This is a genomic window from Verrucomicrobiia bacterium, assembly GCA_035577545.1.
In the GTDB taxonomy this organism is placed as follows: domain Bacteria; phylum Verrucomicrobiota; class Verrucomicrobiia; order Palsa-1439; family Palsa-1439; genus Palsa-1439.
Genome location: DATLVI010000031.1, coordinates 184,090 through 207,247, shown reverse-complemented (window position 1 = coordinate 207,247; position 23,158 = coordinate 184,090). Strand labels below are relative to the sequence as shown.

Genomic DNA, 23,158 nt, shown 5'->3' with positions numbered 1-23,158 from the left:
ACAAACACAAATCATGGTCGGCTTGCTGGTTCCTGGTTTACCGGCTGCTCCACGCGACGCATCGCCTGAAGGTTCCTGACGTAGGCTTCGAGCCGTTTCTCTTCGTCCGCGATATGGCGCACCCGCAGCATCGAGCGCACCCGCACCATCAACTCCAGCGCATGGATCGGCTTCGCGAGAAAATCGTCCGCGCCCGCGATGATGCTCTCCTCCAGCGCCCGTTTCGAGTCCAATCCGGAGACAACGATGATGCGAATGTCCCGCGTGCGCGCGTCCGCCCGCAATTGCTGGCACACCTCGATGCCGGACATTTCGGGCATCATGATGTCCAACAGCAATAAATCCGGTTGTTGCTCCCGCGCCACCCGCACGGCCTCGGCGCCATCGCCGGCGGTGAGCACCTCGTGCCCCAGTTCCGCCAGCAAGCTGCCTTCGTATTCGCGTATCTGCGGTTCGTCATCTACCACCAGGATTTTCGCTCGTATCGGTGCTCGATCCATATCGTTCCTCGTTTCGTCCTAATGTCGGAAGTGTCGGATTCCGGTGAAGACCATCGCCAGGTTACGTTCATCTGCCGCTGCAATCACCTCGGCATCGCGCACGCTGCCACCCGGCTGGATGACTGCGGTCGCCCCGGCCTCAGCCGCCGCGATTACCCCGTCAGGGAAGGGGAAAAAGGCGTCGCTGGCAACCACACTGCCGTCGAGGTCAAGCCCGGCTTCCCCGGCTTTCCAGACCGCGATCTTCGAGGAATCCACGCGACTCATTTGACCCGCGCCAATGCCCAATGTTCGACTTCCATGGGCGTCAAACCGCGCAAAAACAATGGCGTTGGATTTTACATGCTTGACCACCCGCCACGCGAACAAGATCGCGTGCCGCTCCTCATGCGTCGGATGACGTTTCGTGACGACTTTCATATCGTCCGCCGAGACGAGCCGCGCATCGCGCTCCTGGGCGAGCAACCCGCCCGTGACGGAACGCAACGCCACGCCCGTGGTGGCCGGCCGCAGTTTCTTGATGAGCCGCAGGTTTTTCTTCTTCTGCAGGATCGCGAGGGCGCCGGGCTCAAACTCCGGCGCGACAATCACCTCGCTGAAGATCTCCGCAATCGCCGATGCGATAGCCGCGTCGAGCGGGCGATTCACTGCAATAATGCCCCCGAACGGCGCTTGTTTGTCGGTCGCATAAGCCAGGTTCCAGGCCTCAAGCAATGTCGCCGCACTACCCACGCCGCACGGGTTCGTGTGCTTGATAATCGCCACCGTGGGTTCTTCAAATTCGGTCACCAGTTCGGCGGCGGCAGTGAGATCGAGAATGTTATTGTAAGAAAGCTCCTTGCCGTGGAGTTGCTGGAAGTGCTCAAAGAAATCGCCGTACAACGCCGCCTGTTGATGCGGGTTCTCGCCGTACCGCAGTTCCTGCGCTTTCTTCAGCGACAACTGCAGCGTCTCGGGCAGCTCGCTCCTTCCCTTTCCCGTGTCCCCCTTCGCCCGCATTCGCTCGGCGTGCAGGTGTCGGGCAATGGCCCCGTCGTAACGCGCCGTCGTCTCGAAAACCTTCACTGCCAGTTTCCAGCGGAACATTTCGCAGGTGTTGCCGTCGTGTTCCTTGAGGTCCTTGAGTACCGCGGGGTAGTCGGCGGGATCGACAACGGCGGTGACGCTGGCGTGGTTCTTCGCGGCGCTGCGCAACATACTCGGCCCGCCGATGTCAATATTCTCGATGGCTTCGTTCAACGAGACGCCCGGCTTGGCTGTCGTCTTCTCAAACGGATAAAGATTGACCACCACCAGATCGATGGGCTGGATGCCCTGCTTGGCCGCCTGCGCCTCATGCTCGGCGTTGCCGCGAATATAGAGCAGACCCCCGTGCACCTTCGGGTGCAGCGTCTTCACGCGGCCATCGAGCATCTCGGGAAAGCCGGTGAACTCGCTGATTTCGACGACCGGAATGCCGGCGTCCTTGAGAGTGCGGGCCGTCCCGCCCGTCGAAATGATCTCGATCCCAAACGCCTGCAGTTCCTTCGCAAAATCAACCAGCCCGGTCTTGTCCGAAACGCTGATGAGCGCCCGTTGGATTCTGCCCATAACCCGCCGAGGGTAACGGATGCCGGGGTGACCTTCAATCGAATTTCGACCCGGGCAATTCCGCCCGGATCAGCCTCCAACCCGCGTCATCCTTGCGGAAAAATAACCGTATCTGCCCGCTGTGGACTTCTTTTTCCGAGGAACCTCCTTTGGCCCTGACGATTACCTTCGCGATGAATTCTGCCTGCGCCTTCCGATGCTCGGGATCGATGGTGACAGTCAGCTCGCTGACATGAATGGATACCGAGTCATAAGGTGAGCGAAACGCGAGGACCTCGCCCAGCAGCGTGGACTTGTCCATGCCCGAATCATCGCTGTAATCAGCCGCCACGGCATCCGAAAGCCGCAACAAATTCCCTTTCTCCACTGCGCCCGACATGACGGTAATCTGCTTTTTGACGCGCATCTCGTCGGTCACGAACACTCGTTGCCAGACCTGCCAGATTACGAGCGCGGCAATCCCAACCATTATGACTCGCGACAGCCATTTCATCATTTTCGCCCGTCACTCAATTACGACCACCGGCTTGCCCCTGCGGACTTCACCGATGAGATAGGATTTCACACCGGCGCGTGACGCGACCTTTTGGACTGTCGCCACTGATTTCGGATCGACGATGCACACCATGCCGATGCCCATGTTGAACACGCGGTGCATCTCCTCATCGGTCACACCGCCGCCTTCCTGGAGCAGTTTGAAAATAGGTAACACGTCCCACGAACCGGTGTATATGACCACGCTGCAATTCTTCGGCAGTACCCGTGGGATGTTGTCATAGAATCCGCCACCCGTGATATGCGCGATCCCATGTATGGCGTTTCGAATTTCGGTTTTCGAATTTCGGATTTTCCTTATGATTGGCCAGTAGTTGCGATGTACCTTGAGTAGCTCTTCCCCGAACGTGCAGCCAAGTCCGCTATGGTAATCATCCAGCCGCGCCCGCATCTGCGCGAAAAGAATCTGCCGCGCGAGCGAATAGCCATTGGTGTGCAACCCTGTACTGGCCAGCCCGACGATCGCGTCACCCGGGCGGATGCTCGAGCCATCAATGATCTGGTCGCGTTCCACCACGCCAACAATCGTGCTCACAAGATCATAATCACCCGCCGCATACATACCGGGCATCTGCGCCGTCTCGCCACCGATCAACGCGCAGCCCGCCTCCGCGCACGCCTTGACCAGTCCATCGATAATCTGGTTGAACACGCGCGGCGACAGTTTGCCCATGCCGATGTAATCCAGGAAAAATAAAGGCTCTGCGCCAACTGCTGCGATGTCGTTGACGCAATGATTGACAAGGTCCTGCCCAACCGTGTCATGCTTGTTCAGCGCAACCGCGATTTTCAACTTCGTCCCGACACCGTCCATGCTGCTCACCAGCACCGGCCGTTTGTGCTTCTTCAAATCGAGCGCAAACAATCCCCCAAACCCGCCAATCGCCCCCAGCACCTCAGGTCTTAGCGTCTTGCGAACCTTCTGCTTCAGCCCACCTTTCAACGTGTCTGCGAGATGAATGTTCACACCTGAACTGGTGTAAGCGCCTTCGGTTGTCTTTGGGTTATTCACAACAGCGGTCGCTGCGTATCGTCATGCACCAGATCCGAGACCGGGCGGCGGTATTTGGTGCGGCGCTGTTCCATGATAAATTTGTCATGCTCGGATTCGACAGGCGAAGGATAATTGCCGGTGTAACAGGCGGTGCAGAATTCGTTCGCGGGCAGGCCAGTGGAGGCGATCATGCCGTCCAGCGAGAGATAGCCGAGCGAGTCGGCACCGAGGAATTCGCGGATCTGCTCCTGCGAATTGTTCGCGGCCATCAACTCCTTGCGCGTCGGGAAATCGATGCCGTAGGCGCAGGGCCATTTGTGCGGGGGGCAACTGACGCGCATGTGGACTTCTTTCGCGCCGGCTTCGCGTAGCGTGACCACGCGCGCCCGCGCCGTCGTGCCCCGCACGATCGAATCATCCACCACCACGACGCGTTTGCCCACGACCATTTCCTCGATGAGGTTGAGCTTCACGCGCACGCCAAAATCGCGAATGAGTTGGGTCGGCTGCAGGAAGGTGCGGCCAACGTAATGATTGCGAACGAAGGCGTTGCCAAAATCGATCCCGCTTTCCTCGGAAAAACCCATCGCCGCCCAATTGCCGCTGTCGGGCACGGGAATCACGAGGTCCGCCTCGACGGGATGCTCGCGGGCCAGTTGGCGGCCCAGATTGATGCGGACCTGCGCGACGTTCTTGTTGAAGATGTCGCTGTCGGGCCGCGCGAAGTACACGTACTCGAAAATGCAGAACGCGTGCGGCTGCTGCGAGCCGGCCCAGGGATTGACCGAACGCACGCCCTGCTGGTTGATGACGACGATTTCGCCGGGGGCAAGGTCGCGCACATACTCGGCATGGATGAGGTCGAGCGCGCACGTTTCGCTGGCCAGCACGTAGGCGACGCCGCCATCGCTGCCGTCTTCTTTTGGCGCGGCGAGTTTGCCCAACACCAGCGGGCGAAATCCGAATGGATCGCGGACGCCGATGAGTTCATCCTCACCCATGATGACCAACGAATACGCGCCCTGGATTTTGCGCATGACGGCTTCGAGGGAGTGGGCCCGATCGTCATTGGACGGACGCGCGAGCAAGTGCAGGATGATCTCGCTATCCACCGTCGTCTGGAAAATCGACCCCTGCTCTTCGAGTTCAGCGCGGAGCCTTGAAGCGTTGGTGAGGTTGCCGTTGTGACCGATGGCAATCTGCCCGCGCGCGCAATCGACGACGAGCGGCTGAGCGTTCTTGATGTTGGAACTGCCCGTGGTGGAGTACCGAACGTGGCCGATCGCGAGAGGACCGGGCAACGAACGCAGGATGGTTTTGTCGAACACCTGGCCGACGAGCCCCATGCCCTTGTAGGTGCGCAAGTCGATGCCGTCGGAGGCCGTGATGCCCGCGCTTTCCTGGCCGCGATGCTGTAGCGCGTACAGCCCGTAATACGTCAACTCCGCCGCATTCGGGTGTCCGTAAACCCCAAACAGGCCGCAATAATGCCGTGGGTGCGTGCTTTCTTCCGGGTTCATTCCTCGGTCAACTCGCCTCGACGAACGCAAGCCGTCGAGAGTTTCACTTTCGTCGAAACGTTTAGTCCAACAAGAGGCAAATAGCAAGGAGCAACCCCCGGGCGGGGTGGAACCAACTCGCTAACGGGAACGCGTCGCTGGATGGGACGCCTGGGTGGGTTACCTGGAGGCGATAACAGGTGCTTCGGTGGCGGATCTTTTTTCGAGGACTTCCTCCACCATCTTCAAAAGCTCGTCATTCTTGAATGGCTTTGGGAGAAACCGATCGACCCCGGTGTGGAAGCTTTCCGGAAGCTCGGTCAGGCGCAGCCCGGACATGGCCATAATTTTCAGGGCTGGGTTCAGTTTGCGCAAAAACTCGAGGGTCTCGGCGCCGTTGAATCGCGGCATATTGTAGTCGAGCAGCACAAGGCGGACATCCTTGGGTGCGTAGCGCACCATGTCGAGACCCTTCGGGCCGGTGGCGGAGGTCAGCACGTTGTATCCCGCTTCGCTTAAAATGAGCCGGAGCGTTTCCAATAAGCTCGGTTCGTCATCAATGACCAGGATCGTGCACTTGGTTTTGGTCTCGCCAACGGAACCGGCGCCGCCATTGGATTCGTCGTCGGGATGCCGTTCTGTATGTTGGCCCCCGCCACTATTGCTGAACAACGCGACTGCTGCGCTGAAGATGCCCATATGCTTTTTCCTTAATCGTCTTTAACGTTCACACGGCAACCAGGGCTTGATTGTGCAGGGTTTATGCCAGAAAACCACAGCGCTGCGGCAAGACGTTACCGATTTAGGAAGGCTTCAAATCACTTCTGTAACCATCTGCCTGTCAGGCAGTTGGTTGCGGCAACCAATCGAATGGAAGCAACGGTTTCATTGACCAATGAGAATGATCGAGCCTTCGGGAGCTGGTACGCCGCCCGCGTTTTCAACCGTGACGGCAAACTTGTCGATGCACGCAATGTCCTTGACCAGCTTGACCTGCAAATTGCCGTGACCCGATTCGTCCGTCCAGCCGATGCCGGCCGGGACTGGCGGTGCACTGCCGCAGATCGCCCAAAGCTCGAGGCACTTCCCCTGACCCTCGACGACGGGTATGAGATTGGAGACAACCATGAGCCCCGTCTTTTTCTCGTTCTGCCAGTAAACTTTGGCGGTCGCTTTCGCCTGTCCTTTCGGGTCGGCCAGTGGCGCGATACGAACCGCAGGATCCGTGAAGATCTCCAGCGAAGCGGTTTGCTCGTTGACCTTCTTTAAGAGTGAAGCGGTTTGCAAATTTTGTTGTTCGAGCTGTTCACGCATCCGATCCGCGGCATGCTGCAATTGGGTCTTTTCGGCATCGAGTTCCGCGTTGGCCGCGCGCAAGGTATTAAGGCTCTGTTGCTGCTCGACGTTCTCGACACGAAGCTTGACGAGTTGCTCCTGAAACTGCTGCGCCTGCGCTTGAAGACGGGTGGTAAGATTGGTGATGCCGCCATGTTGCTCGTCATACTTGGTGAGAAGCTTGTTGTAGTCTTCTGTCATTGCCTGCCGCAAACGCGTCATCTCTCGAAGCTGGCTGTTCGCGCTGATCAACAGTACCGCCAGCACGGCGGCGGCGGCCCAGGGAATGCCGCGGAGGATGAGCAGGCCAAGGTTGAAACCTTCACTCTCGCGGCGTTCGGCAGCTGGTGCAGATACGGGCGCGGCCGTGGGCACCGGCGCGGGAACGCGTACCGGCACGCGAGTCGGCGCCGCCACGGGTGCGGACGCTGGCGTTTCAACCGGGCGTTTCTTTTCCTCTATCGCCGTCAGGATACGGTCGTACACCGCCGGCGACGGCCGCGCGGACGGAGCGGCCAGCGCCATTTGGTCAGCGATTGCCTGGTATTCCGCAATCTCGGCCCGGCAGCGTTCGCGGTTCTCGGCGATATACCGCTCGAAGTTGTACAGTTCGTCGCCGTCAAGCGCGCCAATGACATAGAGCGGAAGCATCTCGCGAAACGTGTCGTGCGTCATGGCGTGCGCCCCTCTCTCCCGGCGGTGACGCTGCCGAGTTGCTCGCGAAGACGGATCATACCGGTGCGGATCCTCGTTTTCACAGTCCCGAGCGGCTGGCTGAGTCGCTGGGCAATTTCAAATTGGGTCAACCCGCCAAAGTAGGCCATCTCGATGGGCACGCGCTGCTCGTCCGGCAGCTTGCCCAGGGCGTCTCGCACGGTCTGTTGCGCCTCGGAGGCGACCGCGTCCTCGGCCGGCGTCGTGGCCGTCGTGATTTGCGATTCGTCTTTCCCGGCCGATTCGGCGAGACGGGCGCGTGTCTTGCGCGACCGGAGTCGGTCAATCGCGCGGCTCCGAGTAAGCATGATGAACCACCCAAGCGGTTTGCCGCGTTGGTCATCGAACGAGGCGGCGGTCTTCCAAACCTGGACGAAAGTTTCCTGCAGCACGTCTTCAGCCTCGCTGCGATCACTGAGAATCTTCACTGCGAGGGCGAAAAGGAGCGGGCTGTGCTGCGTGTAAAGCTGCCGAAATGCGTCTTTGTCACGGGCGGCCACGGCGCGCAGCAACGCGCCATCATCCCGGACCTGCGTCGCAGAGACATTCCCGCCGCTTTGGCCATCGGACATCGCGGCACTGTAACAACCGCGCGAAAAGCTGGCGAGCGAAAAAGACCGCTGCCGGTATGTCTGAGAAGCCACTCTGTCGAACGGGATTCTTCGCTTAAAAAACGGATCGTCTCCGGGGATTGAAGCGCACAGGGGTTCTGTGTGTTGGCGTCGTGTGAATTGCATGGATGTACCTGTTTCGGCGTTGACGCTCTGGCTTTCCCTCCGCGACTTTCACGGACCACGAAAGGGAGGCCATGAACACGACGGGCACCGCACACCGCCGATGGGGATGAGTCGGCGGGTGCTGCGCTCTTTCGAGGCGGCCACCGGGCACATTCCAGTTTCCGTTCATTCGTTTCATCCTTGTTTTGGACGGCGTCATCAGCCCTGTTATTCAATAGATACTACGAGGGACGCACCCGCATGGATTGGCCGGTATTTGAGTTTGACCGCTTCGTGTGTGCTGCCTATTCTGCACCGGGACGGGAACAAGAAGGCTATGAAGAAGTTTGCATGGATGCCGGTTGTGGCGCTGGGCGCGTTGTTGGCGATCAGCGGCTGCGGGAAAAAAGGTCGCGTAAGCACCTCCGAACTGCAGAGCAGTTTCAAGTCGGCTGAACCGGCCATGCAGACCCTGGTCAATAACGCTGTGCTGGCCGTCAAATCCAACAACTACCCCGAGGCGCTCAGCAACCTGCAGACTCTGTCCCACAAGGCCAGGTTGACCCCCGACCAGCAACAAGCGGTCAAGGATACGATTGCGGCGATCCAGCAGAAAGCCTCCGGTACGGCCAACAAACCCGCGGAGGAAGCACAGCCGAAGCAGCCCGACTATCTCCAAAAATTGCTGGGGAAGCCAAAATAACCCGTATCCCTCAGACGTCCATCACGCGCCCGATCGCATTCCACCAAACGTCCCGCAGACGGGCCAGACTCCAGGACAACTCACTGCGGGATGTCTTAATCTCCAGCACATTGCCTCCTGTAACTCCGAGGCGATTCACCGGCAGACCCGAATGCAGGATTTCCTCCGCGTGGTTTGCCGGGCAACTCAGCACGACGCGCGATTGCGTCTCACCAAACAGCACGGCATCCAATCGTCCCGGAAACTTCGACAGGTCCACACGCGCGCCAATCATCGCGTCACCGTTGCTCGTGCAGCATTCCGCCAGCGCCACAGCCAGGCCGCCCTCGCTGCAGTCGTGCGCGCTCTTGACCCAACCTTTGCGAATGCTCTCCAGGGTGAAGTCCGAAATCCGTTTTGCCAACGCCAGGTCCATTCGCGGCGATTTGCCGGTTTTAAGTCCGTGAATCCGTTTCAGATATTCGCTGCCGCCAAGTTCGTCGTCGATTTCGCCCAGCAGCAGGATCACGTCGCCCACGTCCTTGAACCATTGGGTTGTGATGTGCTTCGGGTCGTCGATCAACCCCAACATGCCGATCGTCGGCGTCGGGTCAATCGCGCCCGCGGGTGATTCGTTGTAGAAGCTGACGTTACCGCCCGTCACGGGCGTGTTGAAAACGTCGCAGGCTTCACAAATACCTTCGATGCAACGACGAAACTGCCAGAATACTTCCGGTTTCATCGGGTTGCCGAAGTTGAGGTTGTCCGTGATGGCCAAGGGCCGCGCCCCGCTGCAGGCCAGATTGCGCACGGCTTCCGCCACGGCAATCTTGCCGCCCTCGAACGGGTCGAGATAGCAGTAGGTCGAATTGCAGTCGGTCGTGAAGGCGATGTATTTCTCCCCGGTCGTATCCGGTACGCCGAGGTCGGGCCGCGAAAGGTTGATACGCACCACCGCCGCGTCGCTGCCAGGCGCCACAACTGTCCCGTCCTGCACCATGTGATCGTACTGGCGATACACCCAGTTCTTGGAGGCAATCGTTGGTGACCCGAGCAGTCGGAGCAGGGCGTCCTGATAATCGACGGGTTCGACGACGCTTCCGATTTCGAACTTCGTGTGTCGGATTTCAGTCTCAGGCTGTTTCGCTTCGCGATGGTAAATTGGCGCGTCTTCGGCAAGTTGCTTTGCGGGAATCTCTGCCGCAACAGTGTTGCCGACCTTCACACGCATCAGGCCGTCGTCTGTCACGCGACCGATGGTGACACCGTGCAGGTCCCACTTCTCGAAAATCGCTTCTACCTCCTTCTCACGGCCTTTCTGTGCGATGAGCAGCATCCGTTCCTGTGATTCGCTGAGCAGGATCTCGTACGGCGTCATCCCTGTCTCGCGTTTCGGCACCAGGTTCAGGTCGATCTCATTGCCCGTACCGCCCCGGCTGGCGGTTTCGCAGGTCGAACACGTCAGCCCCGCCGCGCCCATGTCCTGGATACCCACTACAAGGCCGTCGGTGCGCATCACTTCGAGGCAGGCTTCGAGCAGCAGTTTTTCCATGAACGGATCGCCCACCTGCACTGCCGGGCGGTCTCGCTGCGATTCCTCCGTGAGTTCCCGCGACGCGAACGCAGCGCCGGCCAACCCATCGCGGCCCGTCGCGCTGCCCACATAGATGACGGGGTTGCCGACGCCCGCGGCTTTGCCGCGCTTGATCTGGTCGTGACGCAACACGCCCAGCGAAAGCGCGTTGACCAGCGGGTTGCCATCGTATGATTCATCGAAATACACTTCGCCGCCCACCGTCGGAATCCCGATGCAGTTGCCGTAATGCGCGATCCCGGCCACGACGCCCGCGAACAGCCGCCGGTTCTGTGCCGCCTCCGCCGTGTCGCCCTCGATGAGACCGAACCGTAACGAGTTCATATTAAGGATCGGGCGGGCGCCCATCGTGAATATATCGCGGATGATCCCGCCCACTCCCGTCGCCGCTCCTTGAAACGGCTCCACCGCGCTCGGGTGATTGTGGGATTCTATTTTGAAAGCAATGGCCCACCCGTCGCCGATGTCCACGATGCCGGCGTTTTCCTCACCGGCCTTCACGAGGATAAACGGCGCTTCGCGCGGAAATTTCTTCAGTTCGGGCCGAGAATTCTTGTAGCTGCAATGCTCGCTCCACATCACAGAGAAGATGCCGAGTTCCGTGATGTTCGGGGCGCGTCCAAGGATCTTCTTAATTCGCTCGTATTCTTCCGGCGTGACCCCATGCGTCGCGATAATCTCCGGTGTAATCTCAATGTCCGCTACACTCGCCATGCGTGAAGTTTAGTACACGCATTTGAGAAAGCCAATAACCGGGAGTGTTACAATCGAGTGCCACGGGGAGCCCCTCTTTAGCCAGCCGGACTTCTCGATGACGCTGAACAGATCAATAATCACCGAAGTACGAAAAGTGAATTTCCGTCACTAGATTTGTGACAGTTGCATTGATCGACCCGTCATCGCCTGAACTTTCCGTCACTAGATTTGTAATAGTTGCATCGATCGACCCACCATCGCTTGAACTTTTCGAAACGCCGAAAAAAAAGTAATTCCTCTTATCTTGGGGAACCGCGTGGAAATGGTTCTTCTGAAGTAGCTCTGCGTAACCCCGTAAACTGACTGGAGTACCGTCGGAATCAACGACATAAATAGTTCCTTCAATTGTATCGAAGCCTCCGGTAACATGACCCGTCCGCATTACACGGGCTTTATCGGGTAACGGAAAACGAAAATCGCAATACTGCATTCGACAATAGACTGTTTTCCCAGACTCGATGGAAACCGACGGGAGCTTCTCGTGCATCCGCGCGAAACTGCGGAGCGGTGGCATCAGCATGTAAACAATCAGCGCGACGATACCAAAAGCAGTCACACAGACCGGACCTGCCATACCGATTAGGATACGTTTTATTACAGGCTTCATAAGACAGTATATCCAGTACTAAAAAATAGCACGAAACGAGCCGGGATGATTTATAAGTGGCATTTCTTCCCAACAACTTGCTAGACAGTTTCTGGTTCTTGTCTCAAACTGCAAACCTGCACGACCAACTATGAACTTTTCTGAAAAACGCTATGCAACCATGTCGTACCGCCGTTGCGGGCGCAGCGGACTGAAGCTTCCCGTGCTGTCCCTCGGTTGCTGGCACAATTTCGGCGGGCACGCCGACCACGCGGAAGCGCGCCGTATGTTGCACCGGGCGTTCGACCTCGGCATCACGCACTTCGACTTCGCCAACAATTATGGACCGCCGCCTGGCAGCGCGGAGTCGTTTGCCGGGCAGGTCCTGGCAGAGGATTTCAAGGGTTATCGCGACGAACTCATCATCTCCACCAAGGCCGGCTACCTCATGTGGCCTGGTCCTTACGGCGAATGGGGTTCGCGCAAATACCTGCTCGCAAGCCTCGACCAATCGCTCCAGAGGTTTGGTTTGGATTATGTGGACATCTTCTACTCGCACCGGCCCGATCCGGATACTCCTTTGGAGGAAACAATCGGCGCGCTCGACAGCGCCGTGCGCCAAGGCAAGGCGCTTTATGTTGGCGTCAGCAGTTACAATGGGGCGATGACCGACGCGGCGATGAAGGTCGCTCGGGAATTGCGCACGCCGCTGATCATCCACCAGCCTTCCTACTCCATGCTCAACCGTTGGATCGAATCCGACCTGCTGCCGCACACACGGAAGCTGGGCCTTGGCGTGATTGCGTTCTGTCCGCTGGCCCAAGGTCTGTTGACCGACAAGTATCTGGCCGGCATCCCGGCGGGCTCGCGCGCCGCGAGTTCCGACGGTTTCCTTCGACCAGAGCACGTCACACCCGAGGCGGTCGCAAAGGTGAAACAATTGAATACACTCGCCAAACGTCGCGGTCAGAGCATGGCGCAGATGGCGCTGGCGTGGGTGTTACGCGATGAAGCCGTGACCAGCGCGTTGATCGGCGCCAGCCGCGTCAGCCAGATCGACGACAATGTCGGCGCGCTCGCCAACCTGAAGTTCTCCGCCGAGGAGTCGCAGGAAATCGAACGCGTCCTGGCAAGCTAACGCTTTCGTCCAACAGTCACGAGGCGCGGCGTGTCTGGGCCGTACGGATGCCCGTCGAAATCGCCGAAAAGTTTGACCTCGGCAAAGCCGGCCCCTAACATCAAAGCCTTCAATTCCTGTCCCGAGTAAAGCGTGTGATGGAACTTGAACCGCTTCACCCGGTTGCCCTTGATGAGGATCCATTCATTGCGGATGCGCGACCAGTCGTCGAAAATTTCATGCACCTCGGTCAGCAGGGTGCCGTCAGGATGCCGGGTCGAATGGATTGGCTGAAATGTTTTGGCAATCCGTTCCTTGCCGAATACGTCGATGAGGCAGACGCCGCCTTTCTTGAGGCTGGTGAAGATGTTGCGCAATACGAGACGGTCTTCGCCCTTGTCGTCAAAATAACCGAAGGACGTCCACAAGCTGAGCGCCAGCTTGTACGTGTCCGGCCGTTCGAACTCACGCATGTCAGAACGGACGAATTCCACCCGCGCCCGTGCTGATTTGGCGTGGCGTCGGGCCTTGTTCAGCAGGAATCGTGTACGATCCACGGCGGTGACCTGAAAGCCGCGCTTCGCCAGGGCCACGGAGTGCCGCCCGGGACCGCAACATAAATCGAGCACCGCGCCGCGCCGGATGCCCGTCAATTTAAGGACCTTGCGAACCTGTTCGTCGGCCTGCGCGAAGCGATTCTCGTCAAACATGTACGGGTACAATTCCCGCCAGAACGACTCGTCCTCAAACCATTCCGTCATAATCAACCTTCGGTCATGAGCGGAACCTACATACAGCAATTCATTGTCGGTGTCACCCCAGCAAACACGCGGCAGATGGCTTTGAGAAATTCGGAGCCGGTGCTGGCGCGCACTTCGCGCGCAGGCAGATGATTGTCCACCAGATCAGACCTGCTGGCGTAACTGATTCGACATGTTCCGCAGACTACGGCGCGCGCTCGTTATCTGCAGAGGCTCGCCAGCCGACGACTTCTCCGTCAGGGAGACGCACGGAATTGGCCTGGTTGAACATCGTATCAGTGGGCCACGAGTAACCGCCCTCGAGATGCAACACAGTTGTCCGATTCGTCGCAATCACCACGGGCACGATCACGGTGCCATAACCATTGGAACTGGCGGCGACCCGATACTTACCGGCGGGCAACTGCACTCGCGCTGCCTCCCTCATCACCGTACCACAATCGTTATGGACGGTTTGCAGGGTTTTCCCGTTCTCCGATAGAATTCTGTAGTCCGAGTAATGATGGCGATGTTCGAAGTCGCCAACGCCGGGCGCGGTAACCTCATACGCCGAGAAGACGACGAGCGCGCCGGTCGTGCCGGTACCTGATGCCTGCGGAGACGGCCCTACTGGATCGAGCACGAGCCTCTGTTGATTGTAGGCGCAACTCGACCATAATAGTGCAGCGACCGTAAGGGAAAGATTGGCCCATGGGTTCTTCATAACAGAACATACTTGCCACAAGTCGGTGGCCAATGAAAGTTTCTGAACAGATTTTAACCTGGGGTTCATCGGGGCTTAATGTGAGCCTGAGACAGTGTTTGTGGGTCTAATTTCCCATGCGCTTGTTATTGATAGAAGATGAACGAAAGGTGGCGGACGTCGTGTCCCGCGGTCTACGGTCCGAGCGTTTTGCCGTGGACGTCGCCCATGATGGCAATACCGGCTGGGAGATGAAATCCAGCGAGCCCTGTTGAGCTTTGAGATTGGTGCGACACAATAGACGCTCGGTTTGAGGCCGCTCTTGAAGATCTTTGTATCGGTATCAGCCGAGATGAACATCTCAGGCGACGTGTTTTCGGAACCTCGGCCACAAACAACTAACCGCCCCGAGTTGCGGATTGGGCCTCGGACAGGAGGCGTTCGTACCAACGGGTGGTGTCGGCCATGGGCTGATGCGTGGCCTCCGGAACAGCGGCCCCAGGCCGTTTCTCGAGGATCTCGCACACCGGGTGCGGCTCCGCGGTCCGAAGCGCCGGCGGGTAAATGTGTACGCCCTTGATCCCTTTCACGTTGGCGTGGTTGCGGATGATGGCATCGAATAAATCCCCGGCGGTGGAGGACATGCCCGACTGGATGAGGACAAAATGCCGTCCGCCCTCATCGAGGGCCTTCTCGATCATACCGTCGAACTGCAGAGGGTGATTGGCGACGCCAGTGACCGCTTCAATGAATGCCTGGCGGGTGCGAACCACCTCGCCCGTGCAGGACAGCAGCGGAACCACAGGATCGCGGAGCCGTCCCTGCTGCTCGTAAATCTTGAGCAGTTCGGCGGCGTGACGCGCTGCCCGTGCCAGTCGCCCACAATGAGGTGTCCCTTTCACGGCCACCGTTATGCGCTTCAACTCGAGTTTGCGGGCCCCCGTGAAGAGTTGGTCGAAGCGGGCCATTTCAAGGGCGTTACCAGCGAAAACGGCGGCGTTGGGAGACATTGTGATGCCCACGGAGACGCCAATCCGGTGCTCGCGGACATCAGCGATCAGCTTTTTCAGCGCGAGAGAACTCAAGGAAAAGATCAGCTCCAGACTGCCATTGAGACAATTTGCGAGTGCGTTTGCGTCCATGTTCCCCAGAGGATCCACCCGCTGGCGGATCTCTCGCAACAGCGCGCTCTCGGTAGCGGAGAGCTGCGTCTGCTTAGTAAAAAACCATTCGTCGGCCTCCTCGAGAGAGGCGAGACGCACATTCTCGCTCATGAGGTGACTGCATTGGTGTGCGATCAGCGCCATGTCCTGAAAAGAGACGATTCCGGACAGCCAACCGGCAAGATAGGTTCCTGCGCTATGCGGCAAAATCTGGAGGCGCGAAGCGAGCCCCACTCCGCCTGTCTGCTGGATGTCACGGAAGAGGCGAAAAATGTGAACCAGGTCGTCCGTAACCGCCCAGCTGCACGCATCGTGTAGATCGCCATAACGCTCATGTCCGGGAATCGGGCGGTACGCAAAGGCGCGAAGATCAAAGCCGATCGCCTGGTTCATCTGCTCGAAAACCTGGTCGGCAACCACCGGATTGTACTGGTAGCAAAGATTCTCCGCCTCGCCACGCCGAGTCACTCCTATCCCGAAAGGCACAAGGACCAAATCACGCGCGCCGCCCGCTGTCGCCCGGCTGGCAGCCTGGCACCATGGCGAAAGCAAGATTTCTCGTGCGCGGTAGACCTTGCCCAGAACACGTTCAGTAATAGTGTAAGTCGTCGGGGGCGGGGTGGATTCCTCCACAGGATGGTGCGGCGCAAAATCAACCACCGGTCCGCTGCCTTCCGGCCATACAAAATCGGACTCAAGTTTACCACGATTACCGACGAGCGCGGCCATGGCAGCGTCTGCCCGCACTTCCTGCCATCCATGGAGGATGCCGCGCTTGGAGATTGCGTCGAGGAAAACATTGTTGTCGAGGGGCGGAAGACCGCCATGGAACGCGAGGATCGCCTGGACGTTTGAGTAATCGTACGTGGCTTCCCCCTGGAGATACGGCGCGAGAAACCCGAGTTGCCTGGCGACGAACTTCTCCAACGGGTTTAGAAATCCATCCTCCGGCCGGTATTTCTCCCAGCGCAGGCCTTCCCATGGCTCATTTCGTTTGAAGATTTCCATCGTGAGCCGGAGTGATGGAGGATTCGGATTCACGATGTGGTAGACACGCCCCGTGGAGCCGCGAACCGCGTAAATCTTCATGACGGTGTCCATGACGAAATCGAGCGGCACGATGTTGAGAGTCGCGTTCTCGTCGCCCGGGATACGGAGGTCGTAGTGGAGCGTCCCGCTCCGGGGATCGATATTCTGCTTTTTGCAGAGCCGGATTCGAACGCTGCTTGCAATGTCAAAGGGATGGTTGAAGACGTTGAACTGCTCGTAACGCCCGTAGAGCGAATCCCCCACGACGATGCTGGGACGATAGATGGTCGCCTGGATTTCACCATGGACCTGGGAATTCCAGATTTGCCGCTCCGCCTCCCACTTGGTACGCTCGTACGTGTTGCGGAACGAGGGAGGACGGATGCCCGGAATCTCCCGAACGATCCCTTCATGGAGTTTTCCACTCGAGCCGAAAGTGCTGAAATAGTGAAGCTCGTCAATCCCCTGGGCCTTCGCGAAGTCGAGAACATGGAGTGTGCCGAGGAAGTTCGTATCGTAAACGTCCTGGCTCTTCGTCTCCGTCAAGTCGAGGCAGGCGGCCAGGTGCCAGATCCCTCGGGTGCGCGGACCGCGCAACTCATCGAGGAGCGAAGACGCGATGCCGAGCCCTTTCTGGCGGACATCGCCGGGAATGGCGCGGATCCGGGCGGAAAGCGACTCGTCAAATCCCGGGAGCAACTCCCGCATCCCGTGGAATATCGTCTGGAAACGACCCTTCGCTTCCGCATCACTCCCGGCGCGAATCGGGCACACCACTTCGTAGCCGAGTGCGGCGAGGCGATAGGCAAATCTTTTTCCAAGAATGCCAGTAAAGCCCGTTAGAAGGATTCTGGGGGCGCCGCTCATCATTACTTATAATGACACTAACCCCTGTCCCGCCCTGAGGCAACAATTGTCCCAACGATCTCCTCGCATGATGGCAGTTCTCTTCTGCCTTTCCGTGTTGATATGGCAGAACGAACTCCGTTGCGTTCCTTGTGGACATCCAGCCCGATATACTTAAGATGCTGTTTCATGGGCTTGCCTCCTGGTTGTATGGGTTTATTCAAACTCGTTCCGCGAACTGTGCTGGCTCTACCTCCTGCGCGCATCTCAGGTCGAGGCTCTGAGTCCCAAATCATCATTGAATGCTAAACCATGAAGGTATTTCTCACGGGTGGTACGGGCTTTATTGGGCAACCGTTGACACAGTCTTTAATTGCTCGCGGCTGGAACATCATCGCGCTCGTCTACAGGCCTGACAACACACAAGCCGGTGTCATGCCCAACATGGGTGTACAGTGCGTGACGGGTGATGTCACCGACCGCGAGTCCATGCGCGCCGGCATGAAGGGCGCGGACATTGTTGTGCATAATGCTGGATGGTATGAGTTGGGCGTAGATGGGAGTGGCCGTAAACAAATGCAGGCCGTCAATGTAATCGGCACAGACAATGTGTTGGGTCTGGCGCTGGAATTGGGGATCCCTCGCACCGTATATGTGTCATCCACCGCCTTCTGGGGCGAAACAGGCTCCGAACCATGTGACGAAACCTATCAACGACAAAAATCCTACAACTCCTATTATGAACAGACCAAAGCCGAGGCCCATGAAATCGCCCAGCAATATCAGCAACGTGGATTGCCGCTGATCATTGTCTGCCCCAATGCCGTGGTGGGACCCAATGACCATTCCAATTACGGCTATTTCCTGAGGATGTATTTGAATCACCTGATGGCGCCCTATGGTTGGGCGCCGGATGTCATTAGTTCGCTTGTCCACGTCAACGACGTGGGGGAAGGCATCGCCCTGGCGGCGGAGAAAGGGCGTATTGGTGAGACGTATATTCTGGCGGGCGAGCCAACCAGCATGCGCGAGATGGTCGAGATTTGGAATTCTAAACCAGGCGGATTTAAGATCAATTCGTATATGCCAACCTGGCTGGCAAAAGTGGTGTTCGCACCGGTGGAACCTTTGGAACGGCTGGGCGGGCTACCAGCAGTTGTTTCCCGAGAAACCGTTAGAGCCAGCGTGTCCATGAATTACTCCAGCGAAAAAGCCAAACGCGAATTGGGGTGGACCCATCTCCCCAGCCGGGAGATGTGGCCGGACATCATCGACCAAGAGCTCGAATTGTTGGCTGGCCGCAAAAAGCGCGACCTTGTGTCTCGCCTGAAACCGGTGAAAATGAACACGTAGCGCGCTGTATCGGCGTATGGATTTCACGCATCTCGATCAGTTGATTCAGGTTTTGGAGGCACACGCCGATGAGTGGGCTCGCCTGCCGATTCCTCAGAAGATCAATTTATTGGCTGCGGTGCGTCACAATCTTGACCAGGCCGCGTCGCAGTGGGTCGAGGTGGCGGTGGCGGCCAAGGGGATTGATCCTTCATCGCCCTGGGTCGGCGAAGAATGGGTCACAGGACCGTGGGCATTGGCGATGAATATCAATGCGCTGCTAAAAACGCTGATAGCGCTGGCCGCCAGTCACCCGCCCACGCTGCCCCAGGTCACCTCCCGCAAGGATGGACGGGTTGTCGCGCGTGTTTTCCCGGACAACCTGTTCGAAAGATTGCTGTTGAGTGATGTCACCGCCGAAGTGTGGATGCAGCCCGGCGTGACAGTCGAGACGTTGCCCGATCACATGGCATCTTTCTACAAACGGCCAATGCCATCCGGCCACGTAGCGCTGGTTTTGGGCGCGGGCAATGTGAACAGCATCGCCCCGCTGGATGCGCTCTATAAACTTTTTACGGAGGGCCAGGTCGTTCTGCTCAAGCTGAATCCTGTAAACGACTATCTGGGGCCGATCTTGAAGACGGTGTTCGCGCCACTGATTGACGGTGGCTATCTCCGCCTCGCCTCGGGGGGAGCGGACGTGGGCGAGTATCTCACCCGGCATGCGAGCATTAGTTCGATTCACATCACGGGCAGTGCGCGTACGCACGATCTCATCGTCTATGGCGCAGGAGCGGATGGCGCGGCGCGCAAACGGCGCGAAGAGCCGATCCTGACCAAACCCATCACCAGCGAACTGGGCGGCGTCGGTCCCACCATTGTCGTGCCGGGTCCGTGGAGCGCCGCGGATATTCGTTACCAGGCCGAGAACATCGTCACGATGAAGCTGCACAACGGTGGCTGCAATTGTGTGGCGTCGCAGGTGTTGATCCTGCCGGAAGCGTGGGACCAGAGCGCCGACTTGCTCGCCGCCGTCCGTACATTGCTCGACCGCCTGCCGCCACGGGCGCCTTACTATCCGGGGGCCGTGCAACGCCAGCAAGAAGCGCTGACCCGCCATCCCAACGCTGAACAACTCGGTCCGCGTGAGGCACCGCGCGTGCTCATTACGAACTTGGATCCGGCGGCGACTGACGAGTATTGCTTTACGGAGGAGGTATTTGGTCCGGTCTACGCTCAGACCAGCCTGCCCTGTAAAACGCCGGCCGAATTCCTGCGACGGGCCGTGTCCTTCTGTAATGACACGCTGCGGGGAACGTTAGGAGTCACGATCCTGATTCATCCACGCACGTTGGCGGAATTGGGGGCAGAGTTCGAGCAAGCCGTAGCTGACCTGCGCTATGGCTCGATCGGGATCAACGTCTGGAATGCGTTGGCGTTCCTGTTACCGCAGGCATCATGGGGCGCCTATCCCGGTCACACGTTTGCCGATATCCAAAGCGGCATCGGCTGCGTGCACAACTCCTTCATGTTCGACCGACCGCAAAAGACCGTCGTGCGCGGCTCCTTCTATCCATTCCCCCGCGCGTGGCTGCACGGGGAATGGCACATCGCCCCGAAGCCGCTCTGGTTTGTGACGAATAAGACCGCGCACATCACCGCGCGACGGGCCACGCAGTACGCGATGGAGGCACGCTTGAGACATTTGCCCGGCGTATTTGCTGCGGCGTTGTTTGGGTGATCGCCGGGCCTGTGCCGTGGGAATACAACCTGCTGCGTGCGCGCCATACAGCTTCCGGTATTCCGGGTTCCTCCACGGACCTAACCGTCGTCCATTTGTTTTCGCCCTATTAGCGGCACCTGCATGCAGGCATTCATCGCGGGGGTGACCTCGGTGAAGACGCCGCAGATCGCCTTGACCAGTTCGTAGCCGGTGCTCGCGCGGACTTCGCGTTCGGGCATCGGGTAGTAAAGCTGGAAGCCGGCCCACTCCCGTTTCGAGCATTTTTTTGCCGCGTCGCGAATTTGGCGGGCGGACTTGAAGTTCTTGGCGTTGAAGACGGCGTTGTCTTCAAAGTTGCCGACTTCGACCACGAAACCTTCCCGCTTCAGTAACCGACGCAGTTCGCTGTCGAGTTTTGTGCCCGCCGCGCACTGTTTGATGAGGCGATGCCAGTCCCAGTCGGGTTTCAATAGGCAACCGGGATACGGATCCGGGCCTTGCGTAGCCACGTTCGATCTGGAGGCCGCTCTTGAAGATTTTCGTGTCGGTGTCAGCCGAGATGAAAATGAATGCGGATGTCGGGCGCTGAACGGTTTTGATTGGTCACCCTGATTTGTTTTCTGTATTGCGGAGCGGCTCGCGCCATCGAGCACCAGCTTGTATCAAGCGCCGGTTACCGACAACGTGAACGGCATCTTCGTTTCACCCGCCCGCGCGACCACGACATTATCCCCGTCGTCATCAACAATTGCAGAAAAACCCGGGGTGAGTGCCTCCGTGTCCTTGTTATGGCCCGTTATTCTCCAGCCAGTTACTTTGCTTTCAGTATCAGGTATCCGGTGGCAGGAATAATTATGTCGCCGTGTTCGCCGATGCTGGTCGGCTCTACAGGAGACAGGACTTTCCAGCCGGCGTTGCCGTTATCGGCGCGGAAGGTTTTCGGCTCGGTGGCGTTATTCATGACGACCAGAACTCGCGATTTGCCGTCCGTCCTCTCATAAGCCAGTATATTTCTGTCCCCGGGAAGCATGCGAACCTCACCGTCAATCAGGACTGGATTCTCGTGACGCATCCTGGAAAGTTCTTTGACGACGTCGATGAGGCTGTAGTCGCCGTAACCACACCCATCCTCCTTCCAGGGATAGGGACCGCGGTTCATGGGGTCGGCTCCACCGGTCATGCCGACCTCGTCGCCGTAATAAATCGTGGGCGCGCCCGGGTAGGTGAACTGGAGTGCGAAGCACAGCAGAAGCCGCTTGCGCATCTCGCCATAATTGGCCGCGCCGTATTTCGTATAACCCAGCTCGAAAAGCGCGCGGGGCACGTCATGGCTGGAAACGAGGTTCATGAGGCGGTAAAAAACGGGCTTCGGATAATTCTCGCGAAGCATCTCCAGAGTGTCGCTTGTGAATGACGCGTTGCCACCGCTCGTGAAATTCAGCGCCGCCGACCGGAAGATGTAGTTCATGGTGCTGTCGAACATGTCTCCGGTGAAATACTTGCTGGCGTCAAACCAGACCTCGGCGATGGTGAAGGCGTCCGGATAGTCTTTTTTCAGCCCCTTGCGCCAGTCCCTCCAGAAATCATCGCTCTTCCACGGCGTGACATCCATACGCCAACCCCCGATGCCCAAGGACAGCCAGTATTTGATTACCGAGTGCGTGCCACGGTACGCGAATTGTTTATACGAGTCGACTTCTCTTAGCTTGGCAAGCGTCGGATTGGCCCACTGGCTGTACATCTGGTCTGGGCTTTTCGCCTCGCGGTCCCACTCGAACCACTCATAATAAGGGGAGTTGGTGTGGATGGTCTCGTTCTCAAAGGCACCGTTGGAATGGTACTTGTCGTAGCGGTCCATGTAGAGGGAATCCGAACCGCAGTGATTCAGCGACGTATCGAGAATGATCCGCATACCGCGCCTTTTCGATTCAGCCACCAACCTCTTGAAGGTATCAAGTGTCCCAAAGCTGTCATCGATCGTCATATAATCCGCAGTATCGTACTTATGGTTGGACGGCGCTTGGAAAATGGGATTGATGTAGATGACGTTTACGCCCAGAGCCCGGAGATAATCGAGTTTCTGGATAATTCCGTCCAGATCTCCTCCGTAGAAGTCGTTGCAATACTCCGAGTCACTTTTCCCATCGCCTGGCACGTACGGCTCCGGGTCGCACCAGTTGATGTGGAATTCGATGTTCTTGGTCCCGTAAAACTTACTAACGCCAACGACAGGATCGTTGGTCTTATTGCCATTCTTGAACCGGTCAGGAAAGATATAGTAGATCACCATATCGCGGGTCCAATCGGCCATCTGAAAGTTGGGGTTGTAGACCGTCAGGGAATAATAAGCCACAGGCGGGTCGGAAGTCGTGAGCTCGCCAATGCCACCGGTGCCCTTGACCTGCATATAAGGAACCTTAACGTCGGTGGTATTGTTGCCGTAAGAACCTCTTTCCCCATGCGCGCCGGTCAGTTTGAAGTAATACCCGTAAAGGGCCGGATCTTTCAAAGCAATCCTCGTCTCGAATATGTCCTGGCCGTTGGTCACACCTTGTTTCTCCATTGGGAAATCAGCATACTTCGCGTGCTCGGTGCGATTGTTATTGCCGAAAACGGTTGTTTTCGCGATCTGCAGACTAACCGACTGGAGACTGCCCTGTTTCGCCAGAAGGCGCATGGTGATTTTCGTGTCGGCCGTGACCGCGCCGAAGGGAGACTTGCAGAAACTGTCCCGTGAACTGAAATAGACGGATTGAGGATCAATCGTGGCAAGACGCTTTCCCACTTCGTCGCCCTGACAGTTCAGAGTGGCAAGCAAGGCAGCCAGGATCGAGAATAACGCCCTACCGATATCGATGGGGATTTGCCTCTTCATAGTGGTTGGCAGGTTAGGTCTTGCATTCTTTCAGGGCAATTGAAAAACACTGACGAAAACCTACTACCGACGCGGTCCTGGTGGTGCCAGCTTGTTCTCATTGCGAATG

At 58.0% G+C, this 23,158-nt stretch carries 19 protein-coding genes; 4 read left to right on the top strand and 15 right to left on the bottom strand.

Annotated elements, in window-relative coordinates; genetic code table 11:
• Positions 1-11: 11 nt before the first annotated feature.
• The 8 genes from VNL17_11360 to VNL17_11325 form a co-directional block, all read right to left on the bottom strand.
• On the bottom strand, positions 12-500 hold the full coding sequence (locus VNL17_11360) for a response regulator (GenBank protein HXI84672.1): 489 nt from the start codon (positions 498-500) through the stop codon (positions 12-14).
• 18 nt (positions 501-518) lie between these two features.
• Complete coding sequence (gene purH / locus VNL17_11355; GenBank protein ID HXI84671.1) at positions 519-2,090, bottom strand: bifunctional phosphoribosylaminoimidazolecarboxamide formyltransferase/IMP cyclohydrolase; 1,572 nt, start codon at positions 2,088-2,090, stop codon at positions 519-521.
• A gap of 34 nt (positions 2,091-2,124) precedes the next feature.
• Positions 2,125-2,586 (bottom strand): hypothetical protein, encoded by a 462-nt coding sequence (locus tag VNL17_11350; protein ID HXI84670.1) that lies wholly within the window; start codon positions 2,584-2,586, stop codon positions 2,125-2,127.
• Positions 2,587-2,595: 9 nt separating this feature from the next.
• Positions 2,596-3,657, bottom strand: a complete 1,062-nt coding sequence (purM, locus tag VNL17_11345; GenBank protein HXI84669.1) for a phosphoribosylformylglycinamidine cyclo-ligase — start codon at positions 3,655-3,657, stop codon at positions 2,596-2,598.
• Positions 3,654-5,159, bottom strand: a complete 1,506-nt coding sequence (gene purF / locus VNL17_11340; protein ID HXI84668.1) for an amidophosphoribosyltransferase — start codon at positions 5,157-5,159, stop codon at positions 3,654-3,656. The genes purM and purF overlap by 4 nt, the downstream gene beginning before the upstream one ends.
• A gap of 159 nt (positions 5,160-5,318) precedes the next feature.
• The gene (locus VNL17_11335; GenBank protein ID HXI84667.1) at positions 5,319-5,837 is read right to left on the bottom strand and encodes a response regulator; all 519 of its coding nucleotides are present in this window, start codon (positions 5,835-5,837) and stop codon (positions 5,319-5,321) included.
• A gap of 186 nt (positions 5,838-6,023) precedes the next feature.
• The gene (locus VNL17_11330) at positions 6,024-7,148 is read right to left on the bottom strand and encodes an anti-sigma factor (protein ID HXI84666.1); all 1,125 of its coding nucleotides are present in this window, start codon (positions 7,146-7,148) and stop codon (positions 6,024-6,026) included.
• Positions 7,145-7,759 carry a sigma-70 family RNA polymerase sigma factor gene (locus VNL17_11325; GenBank protein HXI84665.1) on the bottom strand — a complete coding sequence of 205 codons (615 nt, stop codon included), beginning with the start codon at positions 7,757-7,759 and terminating at the stop codon, positions 7,145-7,147. The genes VNL17_11330 and VNL17_11325 overlap by 4 nt, the downstream gene beginning before the upstream one ends.
• A gap of 481 nt (positions 7,760-8,240) precedes the next feature.
• Here VNL17_11325 and VNL17_11320 point away from each other — a divergent pair, with 481 nt between their 5' ends.
• Positions 8,241-8,606 (top strand): hypothetical protein, encoded by a 366-nt coding sequence (locus VNL17_11320; protein ID HXI84664.1) that lies wholly within the window; start codon positions 8,241-8,243, stop codon positions 8,604-8,606.
• A gap of 10 nt (positions 8,607-8,616) precedes the next feature.
• On the opposite strand, the gene purL is transcribed toward VNL17_11320, so the two are convergent.
• Positions 8,617-10,893 carry a phosphoribosylformylglycinamidine synthase subunit PurL gene (purL, locus tag VNL17_11315; GenBank protein ID HXI84663.1) on the bottom strand — a complete coding sequence of 759 codons (2,277 nt, stop codon included), beginning with the start codon at positions 10,891-10,893 and terminating at the stop codon, positions 8,617-8,619.
• A gap of 112 nt (positions 10,894-11,005) precedes the next feature.
• A complete protein-coding gene (locus tag VNL17_11310; protein ID HXI84662.1) occupies positions 11,006-11,542 on the bottom strand; it encodes a hypothetical protein in 537 nt (178 codons plus the stop codon).
• Positions 11,543-11,672: 130 nt separating this feature from the next.
• Between VNL17_11310 and mgrA the strand changes: the two genes are divergently transcribed.
• The gene (gene mgrA / locus VNL17_11305; GenBank protein ID HXI84661.1) at positions 11,673-12,659 is read left to right on the top strand and encodes an L-glyceraldehyde 3-phosphate reductase; all 987 of its coding nucleotides are present in this window, start codon (positions 11,673-11,675) and stop codon (positions 12,657-12,659) included.
• Here mgrA and VNL17_11300 read toward each other — a convergent pair.
• The 3 genes from VNL17_11300 to VNL17_11290 all read right to left on the bottom strand — a co-directional run bounded on the left by VNL17_11300 (position 12,656) and on the right by VNL17_11290 (position 17,143).
• On the bottom strand, positions 12,656-13,399 hold the full coding sequence (locus tag VNL17_11300; protein ID HXI84660.1) for a class I SAM-dependent methyltransferase: 744 nt from the start codon (positions 13,397-13,399) through the stop codon (positions 12,656-12,658). The genes mgrA and VNL17_11300 overlap by 4 nt on opposite strands.
• A gap of 184 nt (positions 13,400-13,583) precedes the next feature.
• On the bottom strand, positions 13,584-14,102 hold the full coding sequence (locus tag VNL17_11295) for a hypothetical protein (GenBank protein HXI84659.1): 519 nt from the start codon (positions 14,100-14,102) through the stop codon (positions 13,584-13,586).
• Positions 14,103-14,479: 377 nt separating this feature from the next.
• A complete protein-coding gene (locus VNL17_11290) occupies positions 14,480-17,143 on the bottom strand; it encodes an SDR family oxidoreductase (GenBank protein HXI84658.1) in 2,664 nt (887 codons plus the stop codon).
• A gap of 288 nt (positions 17,144-17,431) precedes the next feature.
• On the opposite strand from VNL17_11290, the gene VNL17_11285 reads away from it, so the two are divergent.
• Both VNL17_11285 and VNL17_11280 read left to right on the top strand, forming a co-directional pair.
• Positions 17,432-18,472, top strand: a complete 1,041-nt coding sequence (locus VNL17_11285) for an NAD-dependent epimerase/dehydratase family protein (GenBank protein ID HXI84657.1) — start codon at positions 17,432-17,434, stop codon at positions 18,470-18,472.
• Between the two features lie 16 nt (positions 18,473-18,488).
• Complete coding sequence (locus VNL17_11280) at positions 18,489-20,192, top strand: aldehyde dehydrogenase family protein (GenBank protein HXI84656.1); 1,704 nt, start codon at positions 18,489-18,491, stop codon at positions 20,190-20,192.
• 80 nt (positions 20,193-20,272) lie between these two features.
• Here VNL17_11280 and VNL17_11275 read toward each other — a convergent pair whose 3' ends face one another.
• A complete protein-coding gene (locus VNL17_11275; protein ID HXI84655.1) occupies positions 20,273-20,683 on the bottom strand; it encodes a hypothetical protein in 411 nt (136 codons plus the stop codon).
• A 302-nt stretch (positions 20,684-20,985) separates the two neighbouring features.
• Positions 20,986-23,049, bottom strand: a complete 2,064-nt coding sequence (locus tag VNL17_11270; protein ID HXI84654.1) for a glycoside hydrolase family 13 protein — start codon at positions 23,047-23,049, stop codon at positions 20,986-20,988.
• Between the last annotated feature and the right edge of the window lie 109 nt (positions 23,050-23,158).

Excerpts from the sequence above, each read along its gene's own strand:
- VNL17_11285 (HXI84657.1), top strand. The coding sequence starts at position 17,432 with ATGAAGGTATTTCTCACGGGTGGTACGGGCTTTATTGGGCAACCGTTG.
- VNL17_11325 (HXI84665.1), bottom strand. The coding sequence starts at position 7,759 with ATGTCCGATGGCCAAAGCGGCGGGAATGTCTCTGCGACGCAGGTCCGG.
- purH (HXI84671.1), bottom strand. The coding sequence starts at position 2,090 with ATGGGCAGAATCCAACGGGCGCTCATCAGCGTTTCGGACAAGACCGGG.
- VNL17_11320 (HXI84664.1), top strand. The coding sequence starts at position 8,241 with ATGAAGAAGTTTGCATGGATGCCGGTTGTGGCGCTGGGCGCGTTGTTG.
- VNL17_11295 (HXI84659.1), bottom strand. The coding sequence starts at position 14,102 with ATGAAGAACCCATGGGCCAATCTTTCCCTTACGGTCGCTGCACTATTA.
- VNL17_11300 (HXI84660.1), bottom strand. The coding sequence starts at position 13,399 with ATGACGGAATGGTTTGAGGACGAGTCGTTCTGGCGGGAATTGTACCCG.
- VNL17_11290 (HXI84658.1), bottom strand. The coding sequence starts at position 17,143 with ATGATGAGCGGCGCCCCCAGAATCCTTCTAACGGGCTTTACTGGCATT.
- VNL17_11280 (HXI84656.1), top strand. The coding sequence starts at position 18,489 with ATGGATTTCACGCATCTCGATCAGTTGATTCAGGTTTTGGAGGCACAC.
- VNL17_11270 (HXI84654.1), bottom strand. The coding sequence starts at position 23,049 with ATGAAGAGGCAAATCCCCATCGATATCGGTAGGGCGTTATTCTCGATC.
- VNL17_11335 (HXI84667.1), bottom strand. The coding sequence starts at position 5,837 with ATGGGCATCTTCAGCGCAGCAGTCGCGTTGTTCAGCAATAGTGGCGGG.
- mgrA (HXI84661.1), top strand. The coding sequence starts at position 11,673 with ATGAACTTTTCTGAAAAACGCTATGCAACCATGTCGTACCGCCGTTGC.
- VNL17_11350 (HXI84670.1), bottom strand. The coding sequence starts at position 2,586 with ATGATGAAATGGCTGTCGCGAGTCATAATGGTTGGGATTGCCGCGCTC.
- purF (HXI84668.1), bottom strand. The coding sequence starts at position 5,159 with ATGAACCCGGAAGAAAGCACGCACCCACGGCATTATTGCGGCCTGTTT.
- VNL17_11360 (HXI84672.1), bottom strand. The coding sequence starts at position 500 with ATGGATCGAGCACCGATACGAGCGAAAATCCTGGTGGTAGATGACGAA.
- VNL17_11310 (HXI84662.1), bottom strand. The coding sequence starts at position 11,542 with ATGAAGCCTGTAATAAAACGTATCCTAATCGGTATGGCAGGTCCGGTC.
- VNL17_11330 (HXI84666.1), bottom strand. The coding sequence starts at position 7,148 with ATGACGCACGACACGTTTCGCGAGATGCTTCCGCTCTATGTCATTGGC.
- purL (HXI84663.1), bottom strand. The coding sequence starts at position 10,893 with ATGGCGAGTGTAGCGGACATTGAGATTACACCGGAGATTATCGCGACG.